Source organism: Candidatus Pantoea bituminis, assembly GCF_018842675.1.
Classification (GTDB): Bacteria; Pseudomonadota; Gammaproteobacteria; order Enterobacterales; family Enterobacteriaceae; genus Pantoea; species Pantoea phytostimulans.
The window spans coordinates 2,306,801-2,333,727 of record NZ_JAGTWO010000004.1 but is presented as its reverse complement, the minus strand read 5'-3'; the positions used below and the strand labels follow the sequence as shown (position 1 = coordinate 2,333,727).

The following is a 26,927-nucleotide window of genomic DNA, read 5'->3' as shown; positions in this document are numbered from 1 at the left end:
AGGAATTTTGCATGAAGATGGCTTTATCGGCGCAAGCCTTGCGTGTGATCGGTTGCCTGCTGGAGAAACAGGTCACTACGCCAGAGCAGTATCCTCTCTCTTAATGGTGTTGTCACGGCCTGCAATCAAAAGTCTAACCGCGAACCGGTCATGAATTTGTCAGAAGGCGAGGTGCAGGATCAACTGGATCAGTTGGTCAAAAAACATCTGGTCACCTCAAACAATGGATTTGGTCAGCGCGTCGCGAAATATGAACAACGGTTTTGCAACTCCGCGTTTGGCAACCTGCAACTGAACAGTGCTGAAGTCGCGATATTAACGCTGCTGTTTCTCCGTGGCGCACAAACGCCGGGCGAATTACGTACTCGCAGCGGGCGGCTGCATGAGTTTGCAGATGTCTCTGAGGTGGAACAGACGCTGGAAAGCTTAAGCCAGCGCGAAGATGGCGCGATGGTGGTGCGTCTGGCACGCGAGCCAGGCAAACGTGAAAGCCGCTATCAGCATCTATTTGCGGGCGAACAGGACGAAGCGCAAACGCACATCGACCCCGTCGAAGAGAGTGAATTAACCACACGCGTCGCCATGCTGGAACAGCGAGTCGATGCACTGCAGGCGCAGATCGCCCAACTATTACAGCAGCAGGAGCAGTGAAATGACGTTGCGCATTGGTGTGGTGGGATTAGGCGGCATCGCACAGAAAGCCTGGTTACCGGTGTTATCGCAAGCAACCGACTGGACGCTGGTTGGCGCGTTCTCACCTAACCAGGCTAAAGCCAAACCTATTTGCGAAAGTTTTCGCATGGCCTGTTTCAGCTCTCTAAACGATTTGGCTGCGGCTTGCGATGCTGTATTCGTGCACAGCAGCACCGCCACGCATTTTGATGTGGTCAAAGCGTTATTGCTGGCCGGCAAAGATGTCTGCGTTGATAAACCGTTGGCAGAAAATCTCAATCAGGCAGAAGCGCTGGTGGCCTTAGCTGAGAAGCAGAAGCGCAAACTAATGGTGGGTTTTAACCGGCGATTTGCTCCCCGTTATCAGCAGCTAAAAGCTGAAATGCCCAACGCGGCTTCATTGCGTATGGAGAAACATCGCAGCGACAGCGTGGGCCCTCACGATCTGCGCTTCACCTTGTTGGATGACTATTTGCATGTTGTTGATACCGCGCTGTGGCTCAGTGGAAAGGCCGCGACCAGCTTACAAGGGCATATAGAGACCAACGATTTGGGTGAAATGCTGTATGCCGAACATCACTTCGCTGCGGGGCGGTTACGCCTTACTACCAGTATGCATCGCCGTGCGGGCAGTCAACGCGAGCGCGTGAGCGCAGTCTGCGAGGGAAAATGTATTGATGTGCTCGACATGCGCGATTGGCAGGAAGAGAGTGCCAGCGGCTTACTGATTACACCGCCGCCCGCCTGGCAAAGCCATTTAACTCAGCGCGGCTTCAGCGGCGCGGCGCATCATTTTATTCACTGCGTGCAAAATCAGACGATGCCTGAAACCAGTGGCGAACAGGCCCTGCTGGCGCAGCGGGTAGTGGAAAAAATGTGGCGCGAGTCCGTTCGCGAATAACCCCTTGTAACACTCAGCGCTGGTGATTTCTCACCGGGCAAGTAGACTATCGCCGGGCATCAGCTGATGCCTGCGCTAAGTCTCTCTTTTGCCGAACCTTTTCAGGATGCGCCGCTAATTATGAACTTGTTGAAATCGCTGGCAGCGGTCAGTTCCATGACCCTGTTTTCCCGCGTATTGGGCTTTGCCCGAGATGCCATCGTGGCGCGGGTATTTGGTGCCGGTATGGCTACCGATGCCTTCTTCGTTGCGTTTAAATTGCCTAATCTGCTGCGCCGTATTTTTGCCGAAGGCGCTTTCTCTCAAGCCTTTGTCCCGATTCTGGCTGAATACAAAAGCAAGCAGGGCGACGAGGCAACCCAACTTTTTTGGCTTATGTTTCTGGCCTGCTCACGCTGGTATTGGCCGTCGTCACCCTATTAGGGATGTTCGCGGCACCTTGGGTGATACTGGTTACTGCCCCCGGCTTTGCCGATACTGCAGATAAATTTGCGCTCACCAGTGCGCTGTTGCGCGTCACCTTTCCCTATATTTTACTGATTTCCCTCGCCTCGCTGGCTGGCGCGGTGCTTAACACCTGGAACCGTTTCTCTGTACCAGCGTTTGCACCCACCTTGCTGAATGTCAGCATGATTGGGTTTGCGCTGTTTGCCGCGCCACACTTTCATCCGCCAGTAATGGCGCTGGCGTGGGCCGTGGTGGTCGGTGGTGTTTTGCAGTTGGGTTATCAACTGCCGCACCTGAAAAAATCGGTATGTTGGTGCTGCCGCGCGTCAACCTAAAAGATGCGGGTGTCTGGCGGGTAATGCGTCAAATGGGGCCGGCGATTTTAGGCGTCTCGGTGAGTCAAATTTCGCTGATTATTAACACCATTTTCGCCTCTTTTTTGGTTTCTGGTTCCGTATCCTGGATGTATTACGCCGATCGCCTGATGGAGTTCCCCTCTGGCGTTCTGGGTGTTGCGTTGGGCACCATTTTGCTGCCCTCGTTGGCGAAAAGTTTTTCTAGCGGCAATCACGACGAATATTCACGCCTGATGGATTGGGGTTTACGTCTCTGTTTTCTGCTGGCACTGCCCAGCGCGGTGGCATTAGGCATGTTGTCCGGCCCGCTCACCATTGCGTTATTCCAGTATGGAAAATTCACCGCTTTTGATGCCTTGATGACGCAACGTGCGCTGATTGCTTATTCAGTGGGATTGATGGGATTGATTGTCGTGAAAGTGTTGGCGCCGGGCTTCTATTCGCGTCAGGACATCAAAACGCCGGTGAAGATCGCTATCATTACTTTGATCATGACGCAATTGATGAACCTGGCCTTTATCGGTCCGCTGAAACACGCGGGTTTATCGCTGTCGATTGGTCTGGCCGCCTGTTTAAACGCTGCGCTGCTTTACTGGCAGCTGCGAAAGAAAAACTTTTTCAGCCGCAACCGGGTTGGTCTGGCTTCCTGATTCGCCTGGTGCTGGCAGTTATTGCCATGGCGGCTGCGCTGTATGGCATTCTGCAAGTGATGCCAGTATGGGAGCAGGGCGCAATGTTGTGGCGTCTGTTACGTCTGGCTGCCGTTTGTGCTGTAGGCGGTGGAACCTATTTTCTGGTGCTGGGTTTATTGGGCTTTCGCTTACGTGATTACGCGCGACGTACCGTGGCTTAAACAAATAACCTGTAAGCAGACATAAAAAAGCCCGCGAGAGATCGCGGGCTTTTTTTAGGTGCCAAAGCATGCCAGCACCGCGCTGAATCAGAACTTGCGACTCAGTGTCGATTGACCTTTTCCCATACCGTCTGGGCCGTAGAACGCCTGAGTTTGGTGCGGCTTCAACACCTCAAGCGCATCTTGGGTAAAGCGAATTTGATGCTGTAACAGCAAGCCGTTATGGACGTTGGCGTCCTGTAAACGGCGGGTGTGCTGTTGAATACTCTGCCAGCGACGCGACATGTCACTCTGACCACGATAAGGCGCCTGGGTATTCAGGCTGGCTTCAGTTGTACGGCGCATCTCGTCCAGATAATTCAGCGTGGTGAGCAGCGCGCTTTTATCTTCGGTAATACGCTGCAACAGGTTGCTGTTAATGTGGCCGGCCGACAGCTGGTGCTGCTCTTCGTTGAGCAAATCAGCCAGTGAAGACAGCACTTCCTGCATCTTATCTAATGTGGTCAACAAGTTACTCATGGGGAGTTAGTTACCCTCTAAATACGCCTTGGTGTCAGCAATCAATGCATCTGCAATCTTGCCGGTATCCATTTTCAGTTCGCCATTACGAATGGCCGTTTTCAATTCTTCAACACGCTGGACATTGATGTCCTTGCTGCTTGGTTGCATCAACTGTGACTGAGCGCTGCTCAGCTTAACCTGCGCGGCACCGGGTGTGGTTGCCTGGGTTGTTTCGTTTTGACGCACTTTGCTGCTGCTCTGCTCGTTAGTGTCGCGAGTCTGGACAGTACTAACGGGATTCAGAGGTTGTGTTCGATCGATGCTCATATTCAAGCTCCTGTACGGTCAGGGAGTCTGCCACCTGAATCAGAATAGCGTAATTGCTTAGTTGATTCTTCTATCGGCAGAACAACAGGCTTCTTTAGCGCTTTATAGGGTTATCAGAATATTCCCATCATCGCCGACCCGACCGCTAACAATTTGGCCATTTCCCATGCGTACGCGAACCCATTGTGCGCTGGTGGCGTTGTTTAACGCCTTGCCTTCGCCACTGGCATCAAATCCGTCACCGCTGGCAATAACCATCACGTTCTGCCCGGCCTTCACTCGCCACGGTTGACGCAACATCGACAAGCTAACGGGCTGACCGGGTTGAATATCACGCAGGACAACTGCATCGGCCACTGACGCGCTATCAAACAGCGTACGCGCTGGCAATGTATCGAGACGACCGGTCTGCAGTTGAAAATCTTCTTTTGTCACGCTGCTGCCGCGCGCCAATTGGCGCTTTGCCACCAAATATTGGCCGCTGACCTGAACCTGAACCTGAATATATCGGCGATTTTCATCGCAGTTGGCCGCCACGCTGATATTGCCCCACAAACGGCTGTTTCCCGGCAGGGTAAATTGTGGCGTGTCACAACTGGGCCATTGTGCCTGTGGTGTGCGCACGACCACATTCATGCCCACGGCGTGCTGTGGATCGCGGGTTTTAAAAAATTGATTCAGTTGTGCACTGAGATCGGCTGCTTTGGCTGGCAGGGCGATCGTGACCAGCAGGCTGGTCAACAGGATGAGATATCCGCGCATGGTGCTGCTCCTCACTGATGATGGTCATAAGTGTACGGAGAGAAAAAATATTCAAGAGCAAAAATAGCGACGATTTGGGGCGTTATTCAGACGATCGCCCTTGCATTCTCCAGATTAAGCTGCCAACTCGAAATTCTCATTCGCGGAGGAAGCATGCTCGACAAACTGGATGCGGCACTTAAATTCGGTACCGAAGCCCTCAACATGCGTGCTCAACGTCAGGAGATTCTGGCGTCAAACATTGCCAATGCCGATACCCCGGGTTACCAGGCTCGTGATATCGACTTTGCTAGCGAGTTGAACAAAGTGATGGCGAACGGGCGTGCTGAAGGCAGCAGCTTGTCACTCAAAGTCACTTCATCTCGTCACATAGAAGCACAAACTAACTCAGCGCCCTCGATGGATTTGCTGTATCGCATCCCCGATCAGCCCGCCGCCGATGGCAACACCGTAGATATGGATCGCGAACGTACGCAATTCGCGGATAACAGCCTGAAATATCAAACCGACCTCACCCTTATCAGTAGCCAGATCAAAGGCATGATGAGCGTGTTACAAGGGCAATAATTATGGCCTTGCTGAATATTTTTGACATTGCCGGCTCAGCGATGACCGCGCAATCACAGCGATTAAACGTCAGTGCCAGTAACCTGGCTAATGCCGACAGCGTGACAGGCCCCGATGGCCAACCTTACGTGGCAAAACAAGTTGTTTTCCAGACCGATGCTGCACCGGGCGCAGCCACCGGCGGCGTGAAAGTGGCGCAAGTGGTGAACGATCCGTCACCGGCAAAACTGGTTTATGACCCAGGCAATCCGATGGCGGATGAGAAGGGTTACGTGAAGATGCCAAACGTGGATGTGGTTTCAGAAACCGTCAACACCATGTCCGCCTCACGCAGCTATCAGGCGAACGTTGAAGTGCTGAACACGGTGAAGTCGATGATGATGAAAACCCTGACGATCGGTCAATAACGGAGAATAAAAATGGGTATCTCGGTAGGCGTTAATGAGTCATTGGATCCTAGTGTCCTGAGCTCATCCAGCAGCAGCACCGGCAACAGTGCGCAAGATTTACAAAACCAGTTTCTGACCATGCTGGTAACGCAGTTACAAAACCAGGATCCAACCAATCCGATGGATAACAGCCAGCTCACCACCCAGTTGGCACAGATTAATACCCTGAGCGGCATTGAAAAACTCAACACTACTTTGGGTTCGATCTCGGGTCAGATCACCACAAGTCAGTCGCTGCAAACCTCTACGCTGATTGGACATGGCGTGATGGTCGATGGTTCGCAAGTGCTGGTCGGCAGCGGCACCACCACACCTTTTGGTGTGTCACTGACCACCGCTTCTACGGCGACCAGCGCCACCATTAAAGATGCTAGCGGTAACACCGTCAGCACGGTGGATCTCGGTGCATTGAGTGCTGGTGTTCACACCTTCTCGTGGGACGGCACGTTGACTGACGGTTCGACTGCACCAGATGGCAAATATACGGTTTCAATTGCCGCCAGCAATGGCAGCACCCAATTGGTAGCGCAACCGCTGAACTATGCCTATGTGAATGGGGTAAGTACAACGGACGACACCACAAAACTGGATCTCGGCACCATGGGCTCCGCCACCCTTGACGAAGTACGTCAGATTCTCTGATTAACCTGTAACCAGGAGAAACAAACATGTCATTTTCCCAAGCGGTAAGCGGACTCGGCGCTGCCTCAAGTAACCTCGATGTCATTGGTAACAACATTGCCAACTCCGCGACTGCGGGCTTTAAGTCCAGCACCATTGCGTTTGCCGATATGTTCGCCGGTTCTAACGTCGGCCTCGGTACCAAAGTGGCGGCGGTGATCCAGAACTTCAACGACGGCAGCACCACCACCACTAGCCGTGGCCTGGATGTGGCACTGAGCGGTAACGGTTTCTTCCGTATGACAGACACCAGCGGCGCGGTTTATTACTCGCGTAATGGTCAGTTATCCCTCGACGAAAACCGTAATCTGGTGAACACCCAAGGCCTGACCGTCACGGGTTACCCGGCTAGCGGCGTACCGCCAACGATTCAAACCGGTGCTAACCCGGTAGCGATTAGCGTGCCGACCACTCAGATGGCTGCGCGTGCCACCACGACAGCAACACAGGTTGCAAACCTGAACTCGACAGATACCGTGCCAACCGGCGGAACCTTCTCTGCCAGCAACGCGGATACTTATAACTCTAAAAGCACCATGACGGTGTATGACTCGCAGGGTAACGATCACACCCTGGATATGTACTACGTCAAAGATACCGCTTCCAATAGCTGGACCGTGCATGCCATCGACTCCACCACCGGTGATGCGGCTGGCGATTTCAGCATGGCGTTTGATACCAACGGTAAACTGACCAGCATCACCAGCGGCGGCACGACAACAACGGATGGCACGGTTCCTTTAACCATCAACATCGCAACCGCGCCTGCCACTGTGGCAGCGAATGGTGCAGCAGCGAACCAGGTTATTTCCCTCAGCATGTTGGGCAGTGCGCAGCAGAACACCGGTACCACCACCTTTGGGAACCCTGTTCAGGATGGTTATGCACCTGGCGATCTGACCAGCTACGCCATTAATGACGACGGCACCATCACCGGTAGCTATTCCAACCAGAAAACCCAGCTGCTGGGTCAGATCGTATTAGCCAGCTTCTCCAACCCAGAAGGGTTGCAGTCTGAAGGCGATAACGTCTGGTCTGCGACCAGCTCTTCAGGGCAGGCCGCCGTGGGTTTGGCTAACACCGGTACTTTCGGCTCCCTGACAGCAGGCGCACTGGAAGCCTCAAACGTCGACATGAGCCAGGAACTGGTGAATATGATCGTGGCGCAGCGCAACTATCAAGCGAACGCCCAGACCATCAAAACTCAGGACCAGATTCTTAACACGCTGGTTAACTTACGTTAATTCGCTAACGGGATTGTTCTATGGATCACGCGATATATACCGCGATGGGTGCCGCCAGTCAGACGCTGGATCAGCAGGCCGTTACCGCCAGCAACCTCGCCAACGCTTCAACGCCGGGTTTTCGTGCGCAGCTCAACGCGCTGCGTGCGGTGCCTGTTAATGGCTGGTCGTTACCGACGCGCACGCTGGTGACAGCGTCGACGCCGGGTGCAGACATGTCACCGGGGGCGATGGATTACACCGAGCGCCCTTTGGACGTGGCGGTTCAGCAAGATGGCTGGTTGGCGGTGCGTACCGCTGACGGCAGCGAAGCTTATACCCGCAACGGCAACATGCAGACCAGCCCGGACGGCACGTTAACCATTCAGGGCAATCCCGTGATGGGCGATGGCGGTCCAATTGTGATCCCGCAAGGCGCGCAGATCACCATTGCGGCCGATGGTTCGATTACATCACTGAACGCCGGTGATGCGCCGAACGCCACGGTACAGCTGGGTCGATTGAAGCTGGTGAAAGCCACTGGAAAAGAGATGCAGCGCAGCGATGACGGCATGTTTCGCCCGACGCAAGCAACGCAGGCAACACGCGGAGCCGCGTTACAGGCTGATGCCACCATGCAAGTTATGCCTGGCGTGTTAGAAGGCAGCAACGTCAAGCCGGTGGAAACCATGGTCGATATGATTGCCAACGCCCGACGTTTTGAGATGCAGATGAAAGTGATCACAAACGTCGATGAAAACGAACAGAAAGCTAATCAGCTGCTGAACATGAGCAGCTAAGGCGCGAGGATAAAAAGATGATTCGTTCTTTATGGATCGCCAAAACGGGTCTTGATGCACAGCAAATGAACATGGACGTAATTGCCAACAACCTGGCAAACGTCAGCACCAATGGCTTTAAGCGTTCGCGTGCCGTGTTTGAAGATCTGATGTATCAAACCATGCGTCAACCGGGTACGCAGTCGTCTGAGCAGACTACGCTGCCGTCCGGTTTACAGATTGGTACGGGTGTACGTCCGGTGACTACCGAACGTTTACATACGCAGGGCAACCTGTCGCAGACCAGCAACTCGAAAGATATTGCGATTAATGGTCAAGGTTACTTTCAGATTCAGATGCCAGACGGCACCTCTGCGTATACCCGCGATGGTGCGTTCCAGGTTGATCAAAACGGTCAGCTGGTGACTAACTCCGGTTTTCCAGTACAGCCTGGCATCACCATTCCGGCAAACGCCACCAGCATTACCGTTGCGCGTGACGGGGTTGTGAGTGTGACGCAGCAGGGACAAACCCAGGCTGCGCAAGTTGGACAGTTAACGCTGAGCACCTTTATGAACGATGCCGGCCTCGACAGCGTAGGTGAAAACCTTTATCAGGAAACGCAGGCTTCTGGCGCGCCAACTGACAGCACGCCTGGCCAGAACGGTGCCGGTCTGCTGTATCAGGGTTATACCGAAACCTCCAACGTTAACGTGGCGGAAGAGCTGGTTTCCATGATCCAGACGCAACGTGCGTATGAGATCAACAGCAAAGCGATCAGTACCTCCGATCAGATGCTGGCGAAATTAACCCAGCTGTAACGCTGGTGATTACGGCCAGCTTCGGCTGGCCTGAAGAATAGACATTTATAAGGTCGTGACTCCGTGGCGAAGCAACAGATTCTCAAGCCTGGACATTGGTTAGTAGCCACGCTGCTGCTGACTCTTAACGGTTGCGCATTAGTGCCGCGCACGCCGCTGGTTGAAGGGGCCACTACGGCGCAGCCAATGCCCTCTGCACCACCTGTGGTGAACGGCTCTATTTTCCAGGGTGTCGCGCCCCTGAACTACGGCTACCAGCCGCTGTTTGAAGATCGTCGCCCACGCAATATTGGCGATACGCTGACGATCACGCTGCAAGAGAATGTCAGCGCCAGTAAAAGCTCCTCTGCGAATGCCAGCCGTGACGGCAGCAACAGCTTTGGCTTGTCCACCGTGCCAACGGCTTTGGCCGGTTTAGTCGGCGCCAGCGGCGAAAAAGCCAACCTGAGCGCAGAAGGTAAAAATGATTTCGCAGGCAAAGGCGGCGCTTCTGCCAATAACACCTTTACCGGCACGATTACCGTCACCGTGGATCAGGTTTTGTCGAATGGCAACCTGCACGTTGTAGGCGAAAAACAGATCGCGATTAATCAGGGCACCGAGTTCATTCGCTTCTCGGGCGTGGTGAATCCACGCACCATCAGCGCCAGCAACGCGGTGTTATCGACAGCGGTCGCCGATGCACGTATTGAGTATGTCGGTAACGGTTATATCAACGAAGCGCAGTCCATGGGTTGGCTGCAACGCTTCTTCTTAAACATCTCGCCGATGTAAGAGGTTACGATGAAAAAGTTAACGCTACTGCGTTTCGGTTTAGGTTTGTTGTTGGGCGTGAGCCTGCTGGCCCAAGCCGATCGTATCCGCGATCTGACCACTGTACAGGGCGTACGTGAAAACCAGCTGTTGGGTTATGGCTTAGTTGTCGGCCTTGATGGCACCGGTGACCAGACCACGCAAACGCCGTTCACCACCCAAACGGTGAACAACATGCTTTCGCAGTTGGGTATTACCGTGCCAACCGGCACTAACATGCAGTTGAAAAACGTGGCGGCCGTGATGGTCACCGCTAAATTACCGTCATTTGCCCGTCAAGGCCAAACGCTGGATGTGGTGGTTTCTTCACTGGGTAATGCGAAAAGCCTGCGTGGCGGTACGCTATTAATGACGCCAATGAAGGGCGTCGATAATCAAGTTTACGCATTGGCGCAGGGGAATATTTTAGTCGGTGGTGCGGGTGCATCCGCAGGCGGCAGCAGCGTACAGGTTAACCAGCTGAACGGCGGACGCATTACCAGCGGCGCAACCGTTGAACGCGAGCTGCAGAGCAATTTCGGCTCACAGAACACCATTAACCTGCAGCTGAACAGCGAAGACTTCTCGATGGCGCAGCGTATCGCTGATGCGATTAACGCACGTGGCGGTTATGGTGCAGCCCAGCCACTGGATGCGCGCACAGTGCAGGTGCGCGTTTCGCCAAATAATGGCGCGCAAGTGCGTCTGCTGGCCGAGATCCAGAACATCGATGTGGCGATTCCAATTGAAGACGCGAAAGTGATCATCAACTCGCGTACCGGTTCGGTAGTGATGAATCGCGAAGTGACGTTGAATACCTGTGCGGTTGCGCAGGGTAACTTGTCGGTGACGGTGAATCAGCAGCAGAACGTCAGCCAGCCCGATACGCCACTGGCGGGCGGCCAAACCGTGGTCACGCCACAAACACAGATCGATCTGCGTCAAAGCGGCGGCGCATTGCAGCGTGTTAGTGCCAGCGCCAACCTGAACAACGTGGTGCGTGCACTGAATGCCTTGGGCGCGTCACCTATCGAACTGATGTCGATTCTACAGTCGATGCAGACCGCCGGTTGTCTGCGTGCCAAAGTGGAAATTATCTAATGGTTGATACCCAATCGCTGATGAATGCGGCTTACGACAGCCGCTCACTGAATGAACTGAAGCGTCAGGCAAGCAACGATCCGAAAGGCAAAGCGTTGCAGGTGGCACGCCAGGTGGAAGGCATGTTCGTGCAGATGATGTTGAAAAGCATGCGTGAGGCGTCACCGCAAGATGGCATCTTAAGCAACGATCAGACGCGGCTTTACACTTCAATGTACGATCAGCAGCTTGGGCAGGAAATGAGTAAGCGCGGCCTCGGCCTGGCGGAGACTATCGTCAAACAGATGATGCCCGCCAAAGCGCCCGATGAAAGCGCTGGCACGGTGCCGATGAAACTGGATAACAGTTTTATTTTGAACGCCGTTCCACCCGCACAACAGCTTGAGCAAATGGTGCGTAAAGCGATGCCGCGTTTACCGGTATCGCCAACCAACTTGCCCAGCGACAGCAGTGAATTTATCGCCCAGCTTGCACAACCAGCGCAGGCTGCCAGCCAGCAAAGTGGTATTCCGCATCATCTGATTCTGGCACAGGCCGCGCTGGAGTCAGGCTGGGGGCAGCGCCAAATCCTCACGCGTGACGGTAAGCCGAGTTACAACGTATTCGGTATCAAGGCCAGCAGCGGCTGGAAAGGTGAAACCACCGATATCATGACCACAGAATATGAACAGGGCGAAGCCAAAAAAGTGCGCGCCAGCTTCCGCGTTTACAACTCCTATTTCGAAGCGTTAACCGACTACGTCAAGCTGATCGCAAATAACCCGCGCTATGCCGCGGTTGCCAACGCCTCAAGCGCCGAACAGGGCGCGCAAGCTTTACAGGCTGCGGGTTACGCTACCGATCCTAAATATGCCCAAAAATTAGTGGGAATGATCCAGCAATTCAAAAACATGGGTGAAAAGGTGGTCAAGGCTTATAGCCAGGATTTAAACGATTTGTTCTGATAAATCTGCCTCAAGTTTCACTTAAGCACGCCGATAACAACATCATAAGCCAAGGGCGCTTGTGCGCGTTGGCACCCAGATTGATGACTGCCAGCCCGGTTGACGGGGAATGTAAGGAACCGAGATGTCCAGCATAATTAACTCCGCTATGAGCGGATTGAGTGCCGCGCAGGCTGCATTAAGCACCACCAGCAATAACATCACTAATTACACTGTGGCGGGCTATTCGCGTCAAACCACTATTTTGGCGCAGGCTAATAGCACGTTGCAGGGCAGCAGCTATTACGGCAACGGTGTAAATATCAGCGGTGTGCAGCGTGAATATGATGAGTTCATCACATCACAGTTGCGAGGCTCCAGTGCGACTTACAGCGCGGTTAATACGCAATATAATCAGATTTCAAATATCGATGATCTGTTGTCGACCTCAACCACCAGCCTGTCGACGTCTATTCAAAGTTTCTTTACCAACCTGCAGAACGTGGTGAGCAATGCAGATGATCCTTCTGCGCGCCAATCCATGCTCAGTTATGCTCAGGGTTTGGTCAATCAGTTCCAGAGTACTTCTCAGTACCTGACCAACATGCAAAGCAGCGTTAATACCGATGTCACCTCAAGTGTTGATCAGATCAATACTTACACGACGCAGATTGCCGATCTAAACAAGCAGATTGCCAAACTGACTACCGGCAATGGCGATGCGCCTAATAACCTGCTCGATCAACGCGATCAGTTGGTCAATGACCTGAATAACGTCGTTGGCGTGTCAGTTTCACAACAGGATGGCGCTTACGTGGTGTCCATGGCTAACGGCCTGACGCTGGTGAATGGCAACAAATCCACTGATTTAGTGGCGATGAATTCCAGCAGCGATCCAACCCGCACCACCGTGGGCTACGTCGATAAAACCGCGGGCAACGTTGAGATTCCAGAAAAATTGCTGACTACCGGCTCGCTGGGCGGAATATTAGCGTTCCGTACTCAGGATCTTGATCTGGCGCAGAACCAGCTGGGGCAACTGGCGGCGGCGTTTACCACCAGCTTCAACGAAGTGCATAAAGAAGGTTTTGACAGCAACGGCGATCAGGGTGTGGATTTCTTTAACATCGGCAGCCCGACCGTATTGAGCAACAGCAAGAACAGCCAACCTGGCGCGACCGTGACAGCGGAGTGGAGTGACAGCAGCGCGCTGAAAGCCTCTAACTACACCGTAAGTTATGACGGCACAAACTGGACCGCTACACGCGCGTCTGACAATGTAAAAATCAGCTTAACGCCTGTGACCTCTGGCACCGACACTACGCTGAGTTTTGATGGCCTGACGCTGAACGTAAGCGGCACTGCGGCAAAAAACGACAGCTTTGTCGTGAAGCCAGTGCAAAACGTTATCGCGGGTATGTCGGTAGCGATCACTGATGAAACACAGATTGCTGCTGCGGGTGCCACTGGCGGTGAAAGCGACAACCGTAACGCGCAGAAACTACTGGATTTACAAGATGCTAATGTGGTGAACGGCAACGCGACGTTGGCACAGGCTTACGCCAGTATCGTCAGCACCGTGGGGAACAAAACCAGCTCGCTGGAGACCGCCAGCACCACGCAGGAAAACGTAGTGAATCAGCTCACCGATCGCCAGCAATCTGTTTCCGGCGTTAACCTCGATGAAGAGTACGCCAACCTGACTAAGTATCAGCAATATTACATGGCGAATGCGCAAGTGCTGCAAACCGCCAGCGCCATTTTTGATGCCTTGATGAGCATCCGCTAAGGGTAGAGGACACTATGCGTATCAGTACCAACATGATCTTTAACCAGCAGGTGCGCGGTATTACCGATTCGCAATCTTCCTGGCTGAAAGTCGGCGAACAGCTTTCCAGCGGTCGCCGCGTAACAAATCCTTCTGATGACCCTATTGCAGCATCGCGCTCGGTAGTGTTGTCACAAACGCAGGCGCAAAGCAGCCAGTATGCTGTGGCTCGCACCTTTGCCAGCCAGGGTTTGTCGATGGAAGAGAATGCGTTAAGCAGCGTGACGAGCAGTATCCAGGATGCGCAAACGCTGATTGTTTATGGCTCAACCGGTACCTTGAGTGATGACGATCGTGGCTCAATCGCAACGCAGCTGGAAGGAATACGTGCACAGTTGCTCAATCAGGCTAACAGTAAAGATGGTAATGGCCGCTATATCTTTGCCGGATATAAAACGGACAGTGCCCCTTTTGTTGATGATGCTACCACGGGCGTGACCTATGCCGGTGGAACTGACGCTATCACGCAGAAAGTGGACAGCAGCCGCACAATGACGGTTGGCCATACGGGTGATGATATTTTTATGTCAATCACCGGCAACTCCACGGCAGAGCCAGACGGTAGCGCCAGTGAAACCAATCTGTTTGCCATGCTGGACAGCGCCATCGCTGCCCTGAAAGTGCCGCAAGCTGATGCAGATGAGGCGACCCAAAAGACGTTTCAGGATGCAATGGATAAAACCAACCGTGGTTTGAGCAACTCCCTGAACAACGTATTGAGCGTACGTTCTACGATTGGTACGCAGCTCTCCGAGCTTGATACGCTGGATGCACAGGGCGACGATCGCGACGTGATTTACAGTACCCAGATGAGTGACTTAGTTGACGTTGATTACACTCAGGCGATCTCTAGCTACACCATGCAGCAGACTGCACTTCAGGCAGCGTATAAGACCTTTACTGATATGTCTCAGCTGTCGCTGTTCCAACTGAATTCCTAATCTGACCTGCAAATTTAAGCGTACTTTAACCGGATGCGCTTGTTTTCTCCCACGGCCTTCACAAGAGGCAGTGGGATTTTTTTGTCTGTGATTTCATGTGCCGCGCCACGTTGTAAGCAATAAAAAACCCCGGCAGGTGCCGGGGTTGGATTTAATGCATGTGTAATGCTTACGGCTTGGTGGCCGGCGCAGTCGACTGGTGAGTTGCGCTGTGACCGCCAGCAGAACCTCTTCCGTCAAACTGGTAAGTCGGACGTACCCAGTCGCTATGACGAACAGGCTCTGGCTGCCAAATTGGCGCAGGTGCCTTGGTCATCGGCGCAGAAGCGAAGTGCTTCCAGCGAGTGCCATCGTTTGGCACAGCAGGGGCGCTATCACGCGCTGCGACTGGTGCATGCGGTTCGCTTACTGGCGAAACGTCTGCATCCGCTGCAACTGGCGCATTCAGCACTTCTTCAACCTGTGCTTCAAGGCGCGGACTGACTTCAACGGCTGAATGCTCAGCAATCTCTGCTGGCTGCTCAGTGGCCGGGGCCGTGAACGCAGTAGAACGTTCGGTTTCGGTCGCTGGCTCAGAAACTGCATCAGGTTGCTGTACTGAAGGCGCTTCGATCACCGGAGCAGCGGGTTTTGCCTGCTCAGCAATAACTTCTGCTTTAGCTTCTGCAGCAGCAGGAATCACTGAAGGCTCTTCATTAACTGGCGCTTCGATAGCCGTGGTGTCATCAGTATTCACGATGGCAACCGGGGTTTCAGCTTGTGGTTCAGCGTATTGAACCGGCTCCTGTTGTGGTGCAACGGCTTCAGTTGATTCAACTGCAGCTGGAATTGCCACTGCAGCGGCCGTTTCCTGACGGCTGTAATCTGGCGCTTCGTTCTGAGTATCTTGTGTCGCCAGCTCTTCATTAGCCTGACTGACAGGATAACGCACCCAAACTTTACCTGAAGCCATTTCCGGTGAAGCTGCAGCAGCTTCTAATGGCATAGCAGATTGCGTTGGATAACGCTCATCACGATAGCGACGACGACGCTGTCCACTTACACGCAGATGGCGCGGTGAGCGACGTGAACGGCGCGGCATGTTGTTGCTGTCACGGCCTTCGGTATCATCCAACTGCTCTTCTACCTGCGGCGCTTCAATCAGCGGTTGAACCTGGCGCACTTCTTCTTGCTTGACTGGCGCTTCAGCCTGAACCAGCGGCTGCTCGATGGCATCACCCACACGCACTTTCTGCGTAAGCTGACGCGGTTTACGACGCGGCAGCACCTGTACGCGCTCATCTTCCAGCGCTTCGGGAGCTTCAATGATGTCAACCGATGCAACTTCAACAGGTTTTGGCGCGTCCTGTTGGGCACGTTTCTCTTCCTGACGACGACGCTGGCGCTCGGCACGCTGCTCACGGCGTTGCTGCTGCTGCTCATCACGCTGCTGGCGTGCTTCATCGCTCAGGACTGGACGCTCTTCGCGCACGTCGTTCGGCGTTGAAGGACGCTTGTTGCGGCGATTATCACCATTGTTGTCACGCGGCTCACGGTTTTCACGCGGTTCGCGATTCTCACGCGGTTCACGGTTTTCGCGCGGTTCGCGGTTATCACGCGCTTGCGCATTATCACCGTTACGCGGCGTACGCTCGCGACGATTGTTATTACGACGGTTATTACGACGATCGCCGCGCTGATTACCGTTTTCATCGTCACTGGCTTTTTTCGGCTCAGTTTCGGTTTCAACAGCAGGTGCAGGCGCAGCGGCAGGCGTTTCTTCACCGGCAAACAGCTTTTTAAGCCCACCAAACAGGCGACCCAAGAAACCGGTGCTGGCTGCTGCGTTTGCTTGCGCTTCTGGTGCCGCTTTAACAGCAGGTTTCGCTTCTGCAACTGGCGCTGCAGGCGCAACTTCAACGGGCGCTGGTGGTGCATCTGGCATCACGAAAGCAGCAAGAGCAGGCTGCTCTGGACGACGGCGTTCAGCGTGTTCTTCTTCAGACGGCATCGCCATTTCTGCTTCATGCAGCTTTGGCAAATGATAACTGAGGGTTTGTGTCTCTTCGCCAGTACGGACGCGCAACACGGAATAGTGCGGTGTTTCCATCCGATCATCCGGGACGATAACCGCACGCACGCCACCCTGACGCTTCTCAATAGCATTAACCGCTTCACGTTTTTCATTCAGCAGGTAAGAGGCAACCTGAACCGGAACAATCGCGTGAACTTCTTTGGTGTTGTCTTTCAGCGCTTCTTCTTCAATCAGGCGCAGAATAGAGAGTGACAGCGATTCGTTATCACGAATAGTGCCGGTACCGCTACAGCGTGGGCAGACGTGATGACTGGATTCGCCCAATGACGGGCTCAGGCGCTGACGGGACATTTCGAGCAGGCCGAAGCGTGAAATATGGCTGATTTGAATACGGGCGCGATCCTGGCGAACGGCTTCACGCAGGCGATTCTCAACCGCGCGCTGATGGCGAACCGGGGTCATATCGATGAAATCGATAACAATCAGGCCACCAAGGTCACGCAGACGGAGTTGACGCGCAATTTCGTCTGCGGCTTCAAGGTTGGTGTTGAAGGCGGTTTCTTCGATGTCACCACCACGCGTTGCACGCGCTGAGTTGATGTCAATCGCGGTCAGCGCTTCGGTACTGTCGATAACAATCGAACCGCCTGATGGCAGACGCACTTCGCGTTGGAAAGCGGACTCGATCTGAGACTCAATCTGATAATGGCTGAACAACGGGATTTCACCGGTGTACAGTTTAATTTTACTGCTGAAGTCGGGACGGCCCAGCGCAGCGATATGCTGACGTGCCAGTTCCAAAACTTTTGGGTTATCGATAAGGATTTCACCGATATCCTGGCGCAGATAATCGCGGAAGGCGCGCACAATCACATTGCTTTCCTGATGAATCAGGAACGGAGCAGGGCGACTGTCAGCGGCTTTTTTGATCGCTTCCCAATGCTTGATGCGGAAGCTGAGGTCCCACTGCAGCGATTCGGCTGATTTGCCGACACCAGCGGTACGCACAATCAGACCCATGTTTTCTGGCAGTTCCAGCGCTGAAAGCGCTTCTTTCAGCTCAGTGCGATCGTCGCCTTCGATACGACGCGAGATACCGCCCGCACGCGGGTTGTTTGGCATCAGTACCAAATAGCTGCCCGCCAGAGAGATAAAGGTGGTTAACGCTGCGCCTTTATTGCCGCGCTCTTCTTTATCGATCTGAACGATCACTTCCTGGCCTTCACGCAATACGTCTTTGATGTTCGGACGACCATGTGAGTTGTAACTGGCTGGGAAGTATTCGCGGGAAATTTCTTTTAGAGGGAGGAAACCGTGACGTTCAGCGCCGTAATCGACAAACGCAGCTTCAAGGCTGGGTTCAATACGGGTGATTTTACCTTTGTAGATATTGGCCTTTTTCTGCTCGTGTCCGGGACTTTCGATATCCAGATCGTACAGACGTTGACCGTCAACCAGGGCAACGCGCAACTCCTCCTGCTGAGTTGCGTTTATTAACATTCTTTTCATCGTGACTTACTCGTTATTCTTTCATGAGTGATTAAAGCTGCGGGCATAGTTACCCTGGACGAGTATCAACCGATGGCCCCGTGACTGAGTGCAATGTCGTCAATCTCACGGTTGTCGACCGCGCGGGGGCGCAAATAACGTCGGTGGCCTGTTTTTCATAAGGAATAACAGCACCAGATAGTGGAAATGCCAGAGAGAATTTGAAAACCCGTGCATTCCAAACTTCTGTCCAGGCCGCAACCCGCAGCCCGCTAAGTGCCTGATTTCGCATTACGTCTTACGCCATTGCTGCGTGTCTGCTCAATCCGGCAAAATGACTAATTTCGCTGTTTTCTGCCTTGAAACTCTCAAGGTAAGAAACTTAAGCATTATTCCATTGCTAACCTTCATATAGCAAGGCGACTTTAACAGCCTGATAAAGTTTCTTTACATTTAACTCGCTAATATGGCGGGTGATTAGGCGCATCGTTGAAAAAAACAGCATCCGATTCGCTTAAACCAGCAACACGAAAGAGTTAAGCACAGAAAAAGGGGTGGCGCTATCTGGGGACACTATTTAGAATCGCCGCCATGAAAACAGAGAATCCTGGCGTACACTTTGTCGCCATCACGGCTGAAAATGCCGGTCAAAGAATTGATAACTTTTTGCGCACCCAACTCAAGGGTGTGCCAAAAAGCATGATTTATCGCATCGTCCGTAAAGGTGAGGTGCGGGTAAACAAAAAACGTATCAAGCCCGAATACAAACTGGAAGAGGGCGATGAAGTGCGTATCCCGCCCGTACGCGTGGCTGAGCGTGACGAAGATGCGGTCTCACCCAAGCTGGCAAAAGTGGCGTCGCTGGCCGATGCCATTTTATATGAAGATGACTATTTGTTGGTGATGAATAAGCCATCAGGAACCGCAGTGCACGGCGGCAGCGGCTTGAGCTTCGGCGTAATTGAAGGCTTGCGTGCGTTGCGCCCGGAAGCGCGCTTCCTTGAATTGGTTCATCGTCTTGATCGCGACACGTCCGGTATTTTGCTGGTCGCCAAAAAACGTTCAGCGCTGCGTTCGCTGCATGAGCAGTTGCGTGAAAAAGGCATGCAGAAAGATTATCTGGCATTGGTGCGTGGCAACTGGCCTTCGCATCTGAAAGTGGTGCAGGCGCCGCTGCTCAAAAACATTTTACAAAGTGGCGAACGTGTTGTGCGGGTGAATGCAGAAGGTAAACCCTCAGAAACGCGTTTCAAGGTTGAAGAGCGGTTTGAGTTTGCGACATTGGTTAAGGCCAGCCCAGTAACGGGAAGAACCCATCAGATTCGTGTACACACGCTGCATGCTGGACATCCTATTGCGTTTGACGATCGCTACGGTGAGCGCGATTTTGATAGCCAGCTGGCATCGACGGGGCTGAAACGCCTGTTTTTGCACGCGGCTGCGCTGACGTTTACGCATCCTAATACTGGCGAAATCATGCGAATGGAAGCGCCGCTGGATGATGGATTAAAACGTTGTCTGGAAAAGCTGCGTCAGCAAAAAAGCTGACGCATTGGGCATCAGTCCAGCAAGGGATTGATGCCTGCCTCTCGCAACATCGCGTTGAGCGCAATAAGCGGTAAGCCAATTAACGTATTTGGATCACGTCCTTCAAGACGTTCAAATAAACAAATCCCCATCCCTTCACTTTTAAAACTGCCCGCGCACTGAAGCGGCTGTTCTTTCTTTATATAATTTGTGATCTCATCGTCACTTAAATCACGGAAATGTACGATAAACGGTTCGCAACACTGGATTAAACGTTGGCTGCTGGGATGGTATAACGCTAAACCTGTATAAAAGGTTATGCGATTACCGCTGGCTGCGCGTAATTGATTATGCGCATTTTCTACGGTATGCGGCTTGCCAGTAATTTCTCCATCTAACACACAAACCTGATCTGAACCGATAATCCAGTGTTCAGGATAGGTTTCTGCCAGCGCCTGGGCTTTTGCCACTGCAAGACGTTTCACCAATGTTTCGGCGTTTTCTCCGGGTAACGCTGTTTCATCAACGTTGGGTGAATCGGTAACAAAGGTCAGACCGAGTTTGGTTAATAACGCCTGACGAAAGGGTGAGGTGGATGCTAAAAGAATCGATGCCGTCATTTTTTTCAATATTGATAGCGAATTGGTGACAGTCATTTTAAACTGTGTGCCGCACTGGATGCGAATAGTGGTTGAAAGATGCTGTAAACCGGCCTTTTTCTTTGACTCTATAAGATTACAAAGTTAATATGCGCGCCCTATGCAAAAGGTAAAATTACCCCTAACGCTGGACCCCGTCCGCACCGCTCAAAAACGCCTTGATTATCAAGGTGTGTACACACCTGTACAGGTGGAGCGCGTGGCCGAGTCGGTCGTTAGTGTGGACAGTGATGTAGAATGCTCCATGTCGTTTGCGGTAGACAACCAACGTCTGGCAGTACTGACTGGTACTGCTGATGTACAAGTGACGTTGCGCTGCCAACGCTGCAACCAGGTGTTTCCGCATCATGTCCACGTAAGCTATTGCTTTAGCCCTGTTTCTTCTGAAGAGCAGGCCGAAGCGTTGCCGGAAGCGTACGAGCCGGTCGATGTCAACGAGTATGGTGAAATCGATCTGTTGGCCGTCGTTGAGGATGAAGTGATCCTCGCGCTGCCTGTCGTTCCGGTGCATGATTCTGAACACTGTGAAGTGTCCGAGGCGGACATGGTCTTTGGTAAATTGCCTGAAGAGGTCGAAAAACCAAACCCATTTGCCGTATTAGCCAGTTTAAAGCGTAAGTAATAGGAGTAAGGTCCATGGCCGTACAACAGAATAAACCCACCCGTTCTAAGCGTGGCATGCGTCGTTCGCACGATGCGCTGACCACTGCAACTCTGTCAGTAGATAAAGTTTCTGGCGAAACTCATCTGCGTCACCACATCACTGCGGATGGTTACTACCGCGGTCGCAAGGTTATCGTTAAATAAGACTTGCGCTTAGCAAGGCGATACCTTGACACGTTTGACCCTGGCGATTGATGCCATGGGCGGGGACTTCGGTCCTTGCGTGACAGTGCCTGCAGCATTGCAGGCACTGGCCTCTCATACGCAATTATACCTTCTTCTGGTCGGCAATCCCGACACCCTCATGCCATTGCTTGCCAAAACGGATTCCTCCTTACTGGGGCGTTTGCAGGTTATTCCTGCCGAATCGGTTATTGCAAGTGATGCGCGGCCCGCTCAAGCCATCCGAAACAGTCGCGGCAGCTCAATGCGCGTGGCGTTAGAATTGGTAAAAGAGGGGCGTGCGCAAGCCTGCGTCAGTGCAGGTAATACCGGCGCATTGATGGGTCTGGCAAAAATGCTGTTGAAGCCGCTGAAGGGTATTGAACGTCCGGCGCTGATGTCTGTTTTACCTCATCAGCAGCAGGGCAAAACAGTGGTGTTAGATTTAGGTGCCAACGTTAATTCAGACAGTGCAATGTTGGTGCAATTTGCGGTGATGGGCGCGGTAATGGCGGAAGAGGTGCTTGGCATCAATAAACCCCGTGTAGCGCTTCTCAATATTGGTCAGGAAGAGACCAAAGGGCTTGAAAGTATCCGCGAAGCAGCGGAAACCCTAAGAGAAACCCCGCAAATAAACTATATTGGTTACCTTGAAGCTAACGAACTCCTCACGGGCAAAACGGATGTGCTGGTGTGTGATGGTTTCGTCGGAAACGTCACGTTGAAGACTATGGAAGGCGTGGTAAGAATGTTTCTTTCGCTGCTCAAATCATCAGGCGAAGGCAAAAAGCGGTCATGGTGGTTGAAGTTGCTGGGACGTTGGATCCAAAAACGTCTGGCTAAGCGCTTCGGACATCTCAACCCCGACCAGTACAATGGCGCTTGTCTGTTAGGATTGCGCGGGACAGTGATCAAAAGCCATGGCGCAGCCAATCAGTGTGCGTTCGCCGTGGCGATAGAACAGGCAGAGCAGGCGGTGCGGCGGCAAGTTTCAGAACGAATTGCTGCGCGCCTAGACGCTGTATTAGCCAGGAGTGACAAAGCCTAGATGTTTACCAAAATTATCGGTACGGGCAGTTATTTGCCCAGCCAGGTTCGCACAAATGCCGATCTGGAAAAAATGGTGGAGACTTCGGACGAGTGGATTGTTACCCGTACCGGCATCCGTGAGCGCCGCATTGCAGCGCCAGATGAGACTGTTGCAAGCATGGGTTCACAAGCAGCCCAACGCGCGCTTGAAATGGCGGGTGTTGAAGCCAATGATGTTGGACTGATTATCGTCGCCACAACATCGTCCAGCCATGCTTTCCCAAGCTCAGCCTGTATGATTCAGCAAATGCTGGACATTAAAGACTGCGCAGCTTTTGACCTTGCTGCAGCATGTGCAGGTTTCACATATGCGTTGAGCGTTGCCGATCAGTACATCAAAAACGGTGCAGTTAAGCATGCGTTGGTGATTGGTGCTGATGTGCTTGCACGTACTTTGGATCCCAACGATCGCGGCACTATTATTCTGTTTGGTGATGGCGCTGGCGCGGTCGTTCTCGGACCGAGCGAAGAGCAGGGCATTATTTCAACCCATCTGCACGCTGATGGTCGCTATGCCCAGTTGCTGACCTTACCCTATCAGGATCGTGCGAAGCAGGATCAACCCGCCTATCTTACGATGGCAGGTAATGAAGTCTTTAAAGTTGCGGTTACTGAGCTGGCGCATATCGTTGATGAAACGTTACAGGCCAATAATCTCGATCGTGAGATGCTCGACTGGCTGGTGCCCCATCAGGCAAACCTACGCATTATTAGCGCAACGGCGAAAAAATTAGGTATGACCATGGATAAAGTGGTCGTAACACTGGATCGCCACGGCAACACCTCTGCGGCGTCGGTGCCAAGCGCACTTGATGAAGCGGTACGCGATGGCCGTATCAAACCCGGACAACTCATTCTGCTGGAGGCTTTTGGTGGCGGTTTCACCTGGGGCTCTGCGCTGGTTCGCTTTTGATTGACAGGAACTGAAAATGACGCAATTTGCTTTTGTTTTCCCAGGTCAGGGCTCACAATCTGTGGGTATGCTGGCTGATTTGGCCGCAGCCTATCCGCTGGTGGAAGAGACTTTCCGCGAAGCGTCTGACACGCTGGGCTACGACTTATGGCAGCTCGTTAGCCAAGGTCCGGTCGAAGAACTGAATAAAACCTGGCAAACACAGCCAGCGCTGTTGGCGGCATCGGTCGCTATCTATCGCGTATGGCAGCAGCAGGGCGGTGAGCAACCGGTTTTGATGGCAGGGCATAGCTTAGGTGAATACTCTGCGCTGGTTTGTGCTGGCGTACTGAATTTTGCCGATGCCATTAAATTAGTTGAGTTGCGTGGCAAGCTGATGCAAGAAGCTGTGCCGGAAGGTACGGGAGCAATGCAGGCGATTATTGGTCTGGATGATGCGGCAATCCGCCAGGCGTGTGAAGAAAGCGCGCAGGGACAAGTTGTTTCGCCAGTAAATTTCAATTCGCCAGGTCAGGTTGTTATTGCCGGCAATAAAGAAGCCGTTGAACGTGCTGGTGCGGCATGCAAAGCTGCAGGCGCTAAGCGTGCGCTGCCGTTACCGGTTAGCGTCCCTTCGCACTGTGCGTTGATGAAGCCCGCTGCTGATAAATTAGCCATTGCGCTGCAAGACATTACCTTTAATGCACCGTCTGTTCCGGTTATTAACAACGTAGATGTTAAAGCTGAATCGGATGCAGATGCGATTCGTCATGCATTAGTTCGTCAGCTTTATAGTCCGGTACGCTGGACAGAAAGTGTCGAGGCGATGGCATCTCAAGGCGTAACACAGTTAATGGAAATGGGTCCAGGTAAAGTCCTGACCGGTTTGACCAAACGTATTGTCGATAGCCTGACTGCTGCAGCCGTTAACGATACTGCCTCGTTAAAAAGTGCGCTAGGACAGGAATAAGAGGAATAACATGAGTTTTGAAGGTAAAGTTGCGCTGGTAACCGGCGCGAGTCGCGGCATTGGCCGTGCGATTGCGGAAACCCTGGCGGCACGCGGTGCTAAAGTGGTTGGAACCGCAACCAGCCAAAGCGGTGCCGATGCAATCAGTGCTTACCTTGGTGACAACGGTAAAGGTCTGCTGCTGAACGTGACAGACGCCGCATCGATCGAAAGCGTTTTAGAGAAAATTCGCGCTGAATTTGGCGAAGTGGACATTTTAGTCAATAATGCAGGCATTACGCGTGATAATCTGCTGATGCGCATGAAAGACGATGAGTGGCAGGATATCTTAGATACCAACCTCTCTTCCGTCTTCCGTCTTTCCAAGGCGGTTTTGCGTGCCATGATGAAAAAACGCGTGGGCCGTATAATCACCATTGGTTCCGTTGTTGGGACCATGGGTAACGCGGGCCAAGCAAACTACGCTGCAGCAAAAGCGGGTTTAATTGGCTTTAGCAAATCACTGGCGCGTGAAATCGCGTCACGTGGCATTACGGTCAACGTCGTGGCACCGGGCTTTATTGAAACGGACATGACGCGGGCACTGAACGAAGATCAACGTTCTGGTATTTTGGCGGAAGTACCTGCAGGTCGCTTAGGCGACGCGCAAGAAATCGCCAATGCTGTTGCATTCTTAGCCTCTGACGAAGCAGCCTACATCACGGGTGAGACGCTGCACGTCAATGGCGGCATGTACATGGTCTGATAATCACGAAACCATTTGCATTATTTGCGGGAAAAACCGCAAAATAACGTAAATCGTGGTTAGACCAGCCGGGATTTTGTTGCATCTTTTTCAACATTTTATACACTACGAAAACCATCGCGAAAGCGAGTTTTGATAGGAAATTAAATAGTATGAGCGATATCGAACAACGCGTTAAGAAAATCATTGGTGAGCAGCTGGGTGTGAAAGAGGAAGAAGTAACCAACTCTGCATCTTTCGTAGAAGACCTGGGTGCCGATTCTCTTGATACCGTTGAGCTGGTTATGGCTCTGGAAGAAGAGTTTGATACTGAAATTCCAGACGAAGAAGCTGAGAAAATCACCACCGTTCAGGCAGCGATCGACTATATCAATAGCCACAAAGCCTAATGAATACCGTCAGGCGGTCACTCGACCGCCTGAGTTTTATGTTTGTCCCACATAGTTCTTATTTCCCTCCCTGGAGGACGAACGTGTCTAAGCGTCGTGTAGTTGTGACTGGTCTTGGCATGTTGTCTCCTGTCGGCAATACCGTAGAGTCTACCTGGAGTGCTCTCCTTGCCGGTCAGAGCGGCATCAGCCTGATCGACCATTTTGATACTAGTGCCTACGCAACACGCTTTGCGGGCTTAGTGAGAGATTTTAATTGTGATGACTACATCTCGCGCAAAGATCAGCGCAAGATGGATGACTTCATCCAATATGGTATCGTTGCTGGCATTCAGGCTATGCAGGACAGCGGTTTAGTTGTAACCGATGAAAATGCTGGTCGTATAGGTGCGGCAATTGGTTCCGGAATTGGTGGATTGGGGTTGATCGAAGATAACCACACTTCACTCGTAAACGGCGGCCCGCGTAAAATTAGTCCGTTCTTTGTACCTTCAACCATTGTAAACATGGTGGCGGGACATTTAACCATCATGTACGGCCTTAAAGGCCCTAGCATCTCTATCGCAACGGCATGTACGTCTGGCGTACATAACATCGGTCATGCTGCGCGTATCATTGCGTATAACGATGCTGACGTTATGGTGGCCGGCGGTGCTGAAAAAGCCAGTACACCGCTTGGTGTTGGTGGATTCGGTGCGGCGCGTGCGCTCTCTACTCGTAACGAAAACCCGCAAGCGGCAAGCCGCCCGTGGGATAAAGATCGTGACGGTTTTGTACTTGGCGACGGTGCTGGCATGGTCGTTCTTGAAGAGTATGAGCATGCTAAGAAGCGTGGCGCTAAAATCTATGCGGAAGTCGTCGGCTTTGGTATGAGCAGCGATGCCTATCATATGACCTCTCCGCCAGAAGATGGCGCTGGTGCTGCTGCCGCTATGGTAAATGCACTGCGTGATGCACAACTCTCACCAGAGCTAATCGGCTATGTCAACGCACACGGCACCTCTACGCCAGCGGGTGATAAAGCGGAAGCGCAGGCAGTGAAATCTGTATTTGGTGAAGCAGCGAAAACCGTCATGGTGAGCTCAACTAAATCAATGACAGGTCACTTACTGGGTGCTGCAGGTGCCGTAGAGTCAATTTATTCGATTCTCGCACTGCGTGACCAGGTAGTTCCACCAACGATTAACCTCGATAACCCGGATGAAGGCTGTGATCTCGATTTCATCCCACATACGGCACGTCAGGTAAATGGTCTGGAATATACCTTGTGCAACTCCTTCGGTTTTGGCGGTACCAACGGTTCGCTGATTTTCCGTAAAGTTTGATCTACCTGCTCTGCTAAAAAGGCCCGCAATGCGGGCCTTTTTTATATTTAGTCACGCTCTGGTACTGATCACATCATTCT

At 52.6% G+C, this 26,927-nt stretch carries 26 protein-coding genes and 2 pseudogenes; 23 read left to right on the top strand and 5 right to left on the bottom strand.

The features are described from left to right. Positions 1 to 11 precede the first annotated feature (11 nt). The 3 genes and pseudogenes from KQP84_RS14745 to murJ all read left to right on the top strand — a co-directional run bounded on the left by KQP84_RS14745 (position 12) and on the right by murJ (position 3,229). Positions 12 to 651, top strand: a pseudogene (locus KQP84_RS14745) (DUF480 domain-containing protein). A gap of 1 nt (position 652) precedes the next feature. Beyond that, a complete protein-coding gene (locus tag KQP84_RS14740) occupies positions 653 to 1,573 on the top strand; it encodes a Gfo/Idh/MocA family protein (protein WP_215847091.1) in 921 nt (306 codons plus the stop codon). Between the two features lie 120 nt (positions 1,574 to 1,693). Next, a pseudogene (gene murJ / locus KQP84_RS14735) lies at positions 1,694 to 3,229 on the top strand (murein biosynthesis integral membrane protein MurJ). Between the two features lie 87 nt (positions 3,230 to 3,316). Here murJ and flgN read toward each other — a convergent pair. The 3 genes from flgN to flgA all read right to left on the bottom strand — a co-directional run bounded on the left by flgN (position 3,317) and on the right by flgA (position 4,819). After that, complete coding sequence (gene flgN / locus KQP84_RS14730; RefSeq protein WP_215847090.1) at positions 3,317 to 3,748, bottom strand: flagellar export chaperone FlgN; 432 nt, start codon at positions 3,746 to 3,748, stop codon at positions 3,317 to 3,319. Between the two features lie 6 nt (positions 3,749 to 3,754). Further along, on the bottom strand, positions 3,755 to 4,057 hold the full coding sequence (flgM, locus tag KQP84_RS14725) for a flagellar biosynthesis anti-sigma factor FlgM (RefSeq protein WP_215847089.1): 303 nt from the start codon (positions 4,055 to 4,057) through the stop codon (positions 3,755 to 3,757). 102 nt (positions 4,058 to 4,159) lie between these two features. Next, positions 4,160 to 4,819 carry a flagellar basal body P-ring formation chaperone FlgA gene (flgA, locus tag KQP84_RS14720; protein ID WP_215847088.1) on the bottom strand — a complete coding sequence of 220 codons (660 nt, stop codon included), beginning with the start codon at positions 4,817 to 4,819 and terminating at the stop codon, positions 4,160 to 4,162. A 153-nt stretch (positions 4,820 to 4,972) separates the two neighbouring features. On the opposite strand from flgA, the gene flgB reads away from it, so the two are divergent. The 11 genes from flgB to flgL all read left to right on the top strand — a co-directional run bounded on the left by flgB (position 4,973) and on the right by flgL (position 14,924). Continuing rightward, complete coding sequence (gene flgB / locus KQP84_RS14715) at positions 4,973 to 5,386, top strand: flagellar basal body rod protein FlgB (RefSeq protein ID WP_215847087.1); 414 nt, start codon at positions 4,973 to 4,975, stop codon at positions 5,384 to 5,386. A 2-nt stretch (positions 5,387 to 5,388) separates the two neighbouring features. Next, a complete protein-coding gene (flgC, locus tag KQP84_RS14710) occupies positions 5,389 to 5,793 on the top strand; it encodes a flagellar basal body rod protein FlgC (protein ID WP_215847086.1) in 405 nt (134 codons plus the stop codon). A gap of 12 nt (positions 5,794 to 5,805) precedes the next feature. After that, positions 5,806 to 6,477, top strand: a complete 672-nt coding sequence (flgD, locus tag KQP84_RS14705) for a flagellar hook assembly protein FlgD (RefSeq protein WP_215847085.1) — start codon at positions 5,806 to 5,808, stop codon at positions 6,475 to 6,477. Positions 6,478 to 6,503: 26 nt separating this feature from the next. Next, positions 6,504 to 7,760, top strand: coding sequence for a flagellar hook protein FlgE (gene flgE, locus KQP84_RS14700; RefSeq protein WP_215847084.1), 1,257 nt, complete (start codon positions 6,504 to 6,506; stop codon positions 7,758 to 7,760). 20 nt (positions 7,761 to 7,780) lie between these two features. After that, complete coding sequence (locus KQP84_RS14695) at positions 7,781 to 8,539, top strand: flagellar basal body rod protein FlgF (protein ID WP_215847083.1); 759 nt, start codon at positions 7,781 to 7,783, stop codon at positions 8,537 to 8,539. A gap of 17 nt (positions 8,540 to 8,556) precedes the next feature. Then, positions 8,557 to 9,339 (top strand): flagellar basal-body rod protein FlgG, encoded by a 783-nt coding sequence (flgG, locus tag KQP84_RS14690; protein WP_215847082.1) that lies wholly within the window; start codon positions 8,557 to 8,559, stop codon positions 9,337 to 9,339. 63 nt (positions 9,340 to 9,402) lie between these two features. Further along, a complete protein-coding gene (locus KQP84_RS14685) occupies positions 9,403 to 10,113 on the top strand; it encodes a flagellar basal body L-ring protein FlgH (protein ID WP_215847081.1) in 711 nt (236 codons plus the stop codon). A gap of 9 nt (positions 10,114 to 10,122) precedes the next feature. Further along, a complete protein-coding gene (locus tag KQP84_RS14680) occupies positions 10,123 to 11,232 on the top strand; it encodes a flagellar basal body P-ring protein FlgI (protein WP_215847080.1) in 1,110 nt (369 codons plus the stop codon). After that, positions 11,232 to 12,176 (top strand): flagellar assembly peptidoglycan hydrolase FlgJ, encoded by a 945-nt coding sequence (flgJ, locus tag KQP84_RS14675; RefSeq protein WP_215847079.1) that lies wholly within the window; start codon positions 11,232 to 11,234, stop codon positions 12,174 to 12,176. Before KQP84_RS14680 ends, flgJ begins: the two co-directional genes overlap by 1 nt. A gap of 124 nt (positions 12,177 to 12,300) precedes the next feature. Next, entirely contained in the window at positions 12,301 to 13,944 is a 1,644-nt protein-coding gene (flgK, locus tag KQP84_RS14670; protein ID WP_215847078.1) for a flagellar hook-associated protein FlgK, read from the top strand. A 14-nt stretch (positions 13,945 to 13,958) separates the two neighbouring features. After that, positions 13,959 to 14,924, top strand: a complete 966-nt coding sequence (flgL, locus tag KQP84_RS14665) for a flagellar hook-associated protein FlgL (protein WP_215847077.1) — start codon at positions 13,959 to 13,961, stop codon at positions 14,922 to 14,924. Positions 14,925 to 15,093: 169 nt separating this feature from the next. Here flgL and rne read toward each other — a convergent pair whose 3' ends face one another. Beyond that, positions 15,094 to 18,447, bottom strand: coding sequence for a ribonuclease E (gene rne, locus KQP84_RS14660; protein WP_215847076.1), 3,354 nt, complete (start codon positions 18,445 to 18,447; stop codon positions 15,094 to 15,096). A 570-nt stretch (positions 18,448 to 19,017) separates the two neighbouring features. Here rne and rluC point away from each other — a divergent pair. Next, complete coding sequence (gene rluC, locus KQP84_RS14655; protein WP_215847075.1) at positions 19,018 to 19,974, top strand: 23S rRNA pseudouridine(955/2504/2580) synthase RluC; 957 nt, start codon at positions 19,018 to 19,020, stop codon at positions 19,972 to 19,974. A gap of 11 nt (positions 19,975 to 19,985) precedes the next feature. Here rluC and KQP84_RS14650 read toward each other — a convergent pair whose 3' ends face one another. Then, positions 19,986 to 20,573 (bottom strand): Maf family protein, encoded by a 588-nt coding sequence (locus KQP84_RS14650; RefSeq protein ID WP_215847074.1) that lies wholly within the window; start codon positions 20,571 to 20,573, stop codon positions 19,986 to 19,988. Positions 20,574 to 20,712: 139 nt separating this feature from the next. On the opposite strand from KQP84_RS14650, the gene yceD reads away from it, so the two are divergent. The 8 genes from yceD to fabF all read left to right on the top strand — a co-directional run bounded on the left by yceD (position 20,713) and on the right by fabF (position 26,847). Beyond that, the gene (gene yceD / locus KQP84_RS14645; protein ID WP_215847073.1) at positions 20,713 to 21,234 is read left to right on the top strand and encodes a 23S rRNA accumulation protein YceD; all 522 of its coding nucleotides are present in this window, start codon (positions 20,713 to 20,715) and stop codon (positions 21,232 to 21,234) included. A gap of 14 nt (positions 21,235 to 21,248) precedes the next feature. Next, the gene (rpmF, locus tag KQP84_RS14640) at positions 21,249 to 21,419 is read left to right on the top strand and encodes a 50S ribosomal protein L32 (protein WP_013025362.1); all 171 of its coding nucleotides are present in this window, start codon (positions 21,249 to 21,251) and stop codon (positions 21,417 to 21,419) included. 25 nt (positions 21,420 to 21,444) lie between these two features. Next, entirely contained in the window at positions 21,445 to 22,485 is a 1,041-nt protein-coding gene (gene plsX / locus KQP84_RS14635; RefSeq protein ID WP_215847072.1) for a phosphate acyltransferase PlsX, read from the top strand. Then, positions 22,486 to 23,439 carry a beta-ketoacyl-ACP synthase III gene (locus KQP84_RS14630; protein WP_215847071.1) on the top strand — a complete coding sequence of 318 codons (954 nt, stop codon included), beginning with the start codon at positions 22,486 to 22,488 and terminating at the stop codon, positions 23,437 to 23,439. It abuts the gene before it with no gap. Between the two features lie 16 nt (positions 23,440 to 23,455). Then, positions 23,456 to 24,388: an ACP S-malonyltransferase gene (gene fabD / locus KQP84_RS14625; protein ID WP_215847070.1), complete on the top strand. Its 933-nt coding sequence runs from the start codon at positions 23,456 to 23,458 to the stop codon at positions 24,386 to 24,388. Positions 24,389 to 24,398: 10 nt separating this feature from the next. Continuing rightward, a complete protein-coding gene (fabG, locus tag KQP84_RS14620) occupies positions 24,399 to 25,133 on the top strand; it encodes a 3-oxoacyl-ACP reductase FabG (protein ID WP_215847069.1) in 735 nt (244 codons plus the stop codon). A 152-nt stretch (positions 25,134 to 25,285) separates the two neighbouring features. Beyond that, positions 25,286 to 25,522, top strand: a complete 237-nt coding sequence (gene acpP / locus KQP84_RS14615) for an acyl carrier protein (RefSeq protein WP_215847068.1) — start codon at positions 25,286 to 25,288, stop codon at positions 25,520 to 25,522. An 83-nt stretch (positions 25,523 to 25,605) separates the two neighbouring features. After that, on the top strand, positions 25,606 to 26,847 hold the full coding sequence (fabF, locus tag KQP84_RS14610) for a beta-ketoacyl-ACP synthase II (protein WP_215847067.1): 1,242 nt from the start codon (positions 25,606 to 25,608) through the stop codon (positions 26,845 to 26,847). Positions 26,848 to 26,927 lie beyond the last annotated feature (80 nt).

Bases quoted from the DNA above. Each gene is read 5' to 3' on its own strand.
- KQP84_RS14740 (WP_215847091.1), top strand. From the start codon at position 653: ATGACGTTGCGCATTGGTGTGGTGGGATTAGGCGGCATCGCACAGAAA.
- flgN (WP_215847090.1), bottom strand. From the start codon at position 3,748: ATGAGTAACTTGTTGACCACATTAGATAAGATGCAGGAAGTGCTGTCT.
- flgM (WP_215847089.1), bottom strand. From the start codon at position 4,057: ATGAGCATCGATCGAACACAACCTCTGAATCCCGTTAGTACTGTCCAG.
- flgA (WP_215847088.1), bottom strand. From the start codon at position 4,819: ATGCGCGGATATCTCATCCTGTTGACCAGCCTGCTGGTCACGATCGCC.
- flgB (WP_215847087.1), top strand. From the start codon at position 4,973: ATGCTCGACAAACTGGATGCGGCACTTAAATTCGGTACCGAAGCCCTC.
- flgC (WP_215847086.1), top strand. From the start codon at position 5,389: ATGGCCTTGCTGAATATTTTTGACATTGCCGGCTCAGCGATGACCGCG.
- flgD (WP_215847085.1), top strand. From the start codon at position 5,806: ATGGGTATCTCGGTAGGCGTTAATGAGTCATTGGATCCTAGTGTCCTG.
- flgE (WP_215847084.1), top strand. From the start codon at position 6,504: ATGTCATTTTCCCAAGCGGTAAGCGGACTCGGCGCTGCCTCAAGTAAC.
- KQP84_RS14695 (WP_215847083.1), top strand. From the start codon at position 7,781: ATGGATCACGCGATATATACCGCGATGGGTGCCGCCAGTCAGACGCTG.
- flgG (WP_215847082.1), top strand. From the start codon at position 8,557: ATGATTCGTTCTTTATGGATCGCCAAAACGGGTCTTGATGCACAGCAA.
- KQP84_RS14680 (WP_215847080.1), top strand. From the start codon at position 10,123: ATGAAAAAGTTAACGCTACTGCGTTTCGGTTTAGGTTTGTTGTTGGGC.
- flgJ (WP_215847079.1), top strand. From the start codon at position 11,232: ATGGTTGATACCCAATCGCTGATGAATGCGGCTTACGACAGCCGCTCA.
- flgK (WP_215847078.1), top strand. From the start codon at position 12,301: ATGTCCAGCATAATTAACTCCGCTATGAGCGGATTGAGTGCCGCGCAG.
- flgL (WP_215847077.1), top strand. From the start codon at position 13,959: ATGCGTATCAGTACCAACATGATCTTTAACCAGCAGGTGCGCGGTATT.
- rne (WP_215847076.1), bottom strand. From the start codon at position 18,447: ATGAAAAGAATGTTAATAAACGCAACTCAGCAGGAGGAGTTGCGCGTT.
- rluC (WP_215847075.1), top strand. From the start codon at position 19,018: ATGAAAACAGAGAATCCTGGCGTACACTTTGTCGCCATCACGGCTGAA.
- KQP84_RS14650 (WP_215847074.1), bottom strand. From the start codon at position 20,573: ATGACGGCATCGATTCTTTTAGCATCCACCTCACCCTTTCGTCAGGCG.
- yceD (WP_215847073.1), top strand. From the start codon at position 20,713: ATGCAAAAGGTAAAATTACCCCTAACGCTGGACCCCGTCCGCACCGCT.
- rpmF (WP_013025362.1), top strand. From the start codon at position 21,249: ATGGCCGTACAACAGAATAAACCCACCCGTTCTAAGCGTGGCATGCGT.
- KQP84_RS14630 (WP_215847071.1), top strand. From the start codon at position 22,486: ATGTTTACCAAAATTATCGGTACGGGCAGTTATTTGCCCAGCCAGGTT.
- fabD (WP_215847070.1), top strand. From the start codon at position 23,456: ATGACGCAATTTGCTTTTGTTTTCCCAGGTCAGGGCTCACAATCTGTG.
- fabG (WP_215847069.1), top strand. From the start codon at position 24,399: ATGAGTTTTGAAGGTAAAGTTGCGCTGGTAACCGGCGCGAGTCGCGGC.
- acpP (WP_215847068.1), top strand. From the start codon at position 25,286: ATGAGCGATATCGAACAACGCGTTAAGAAAATCATTGGTGAGCAGCTG.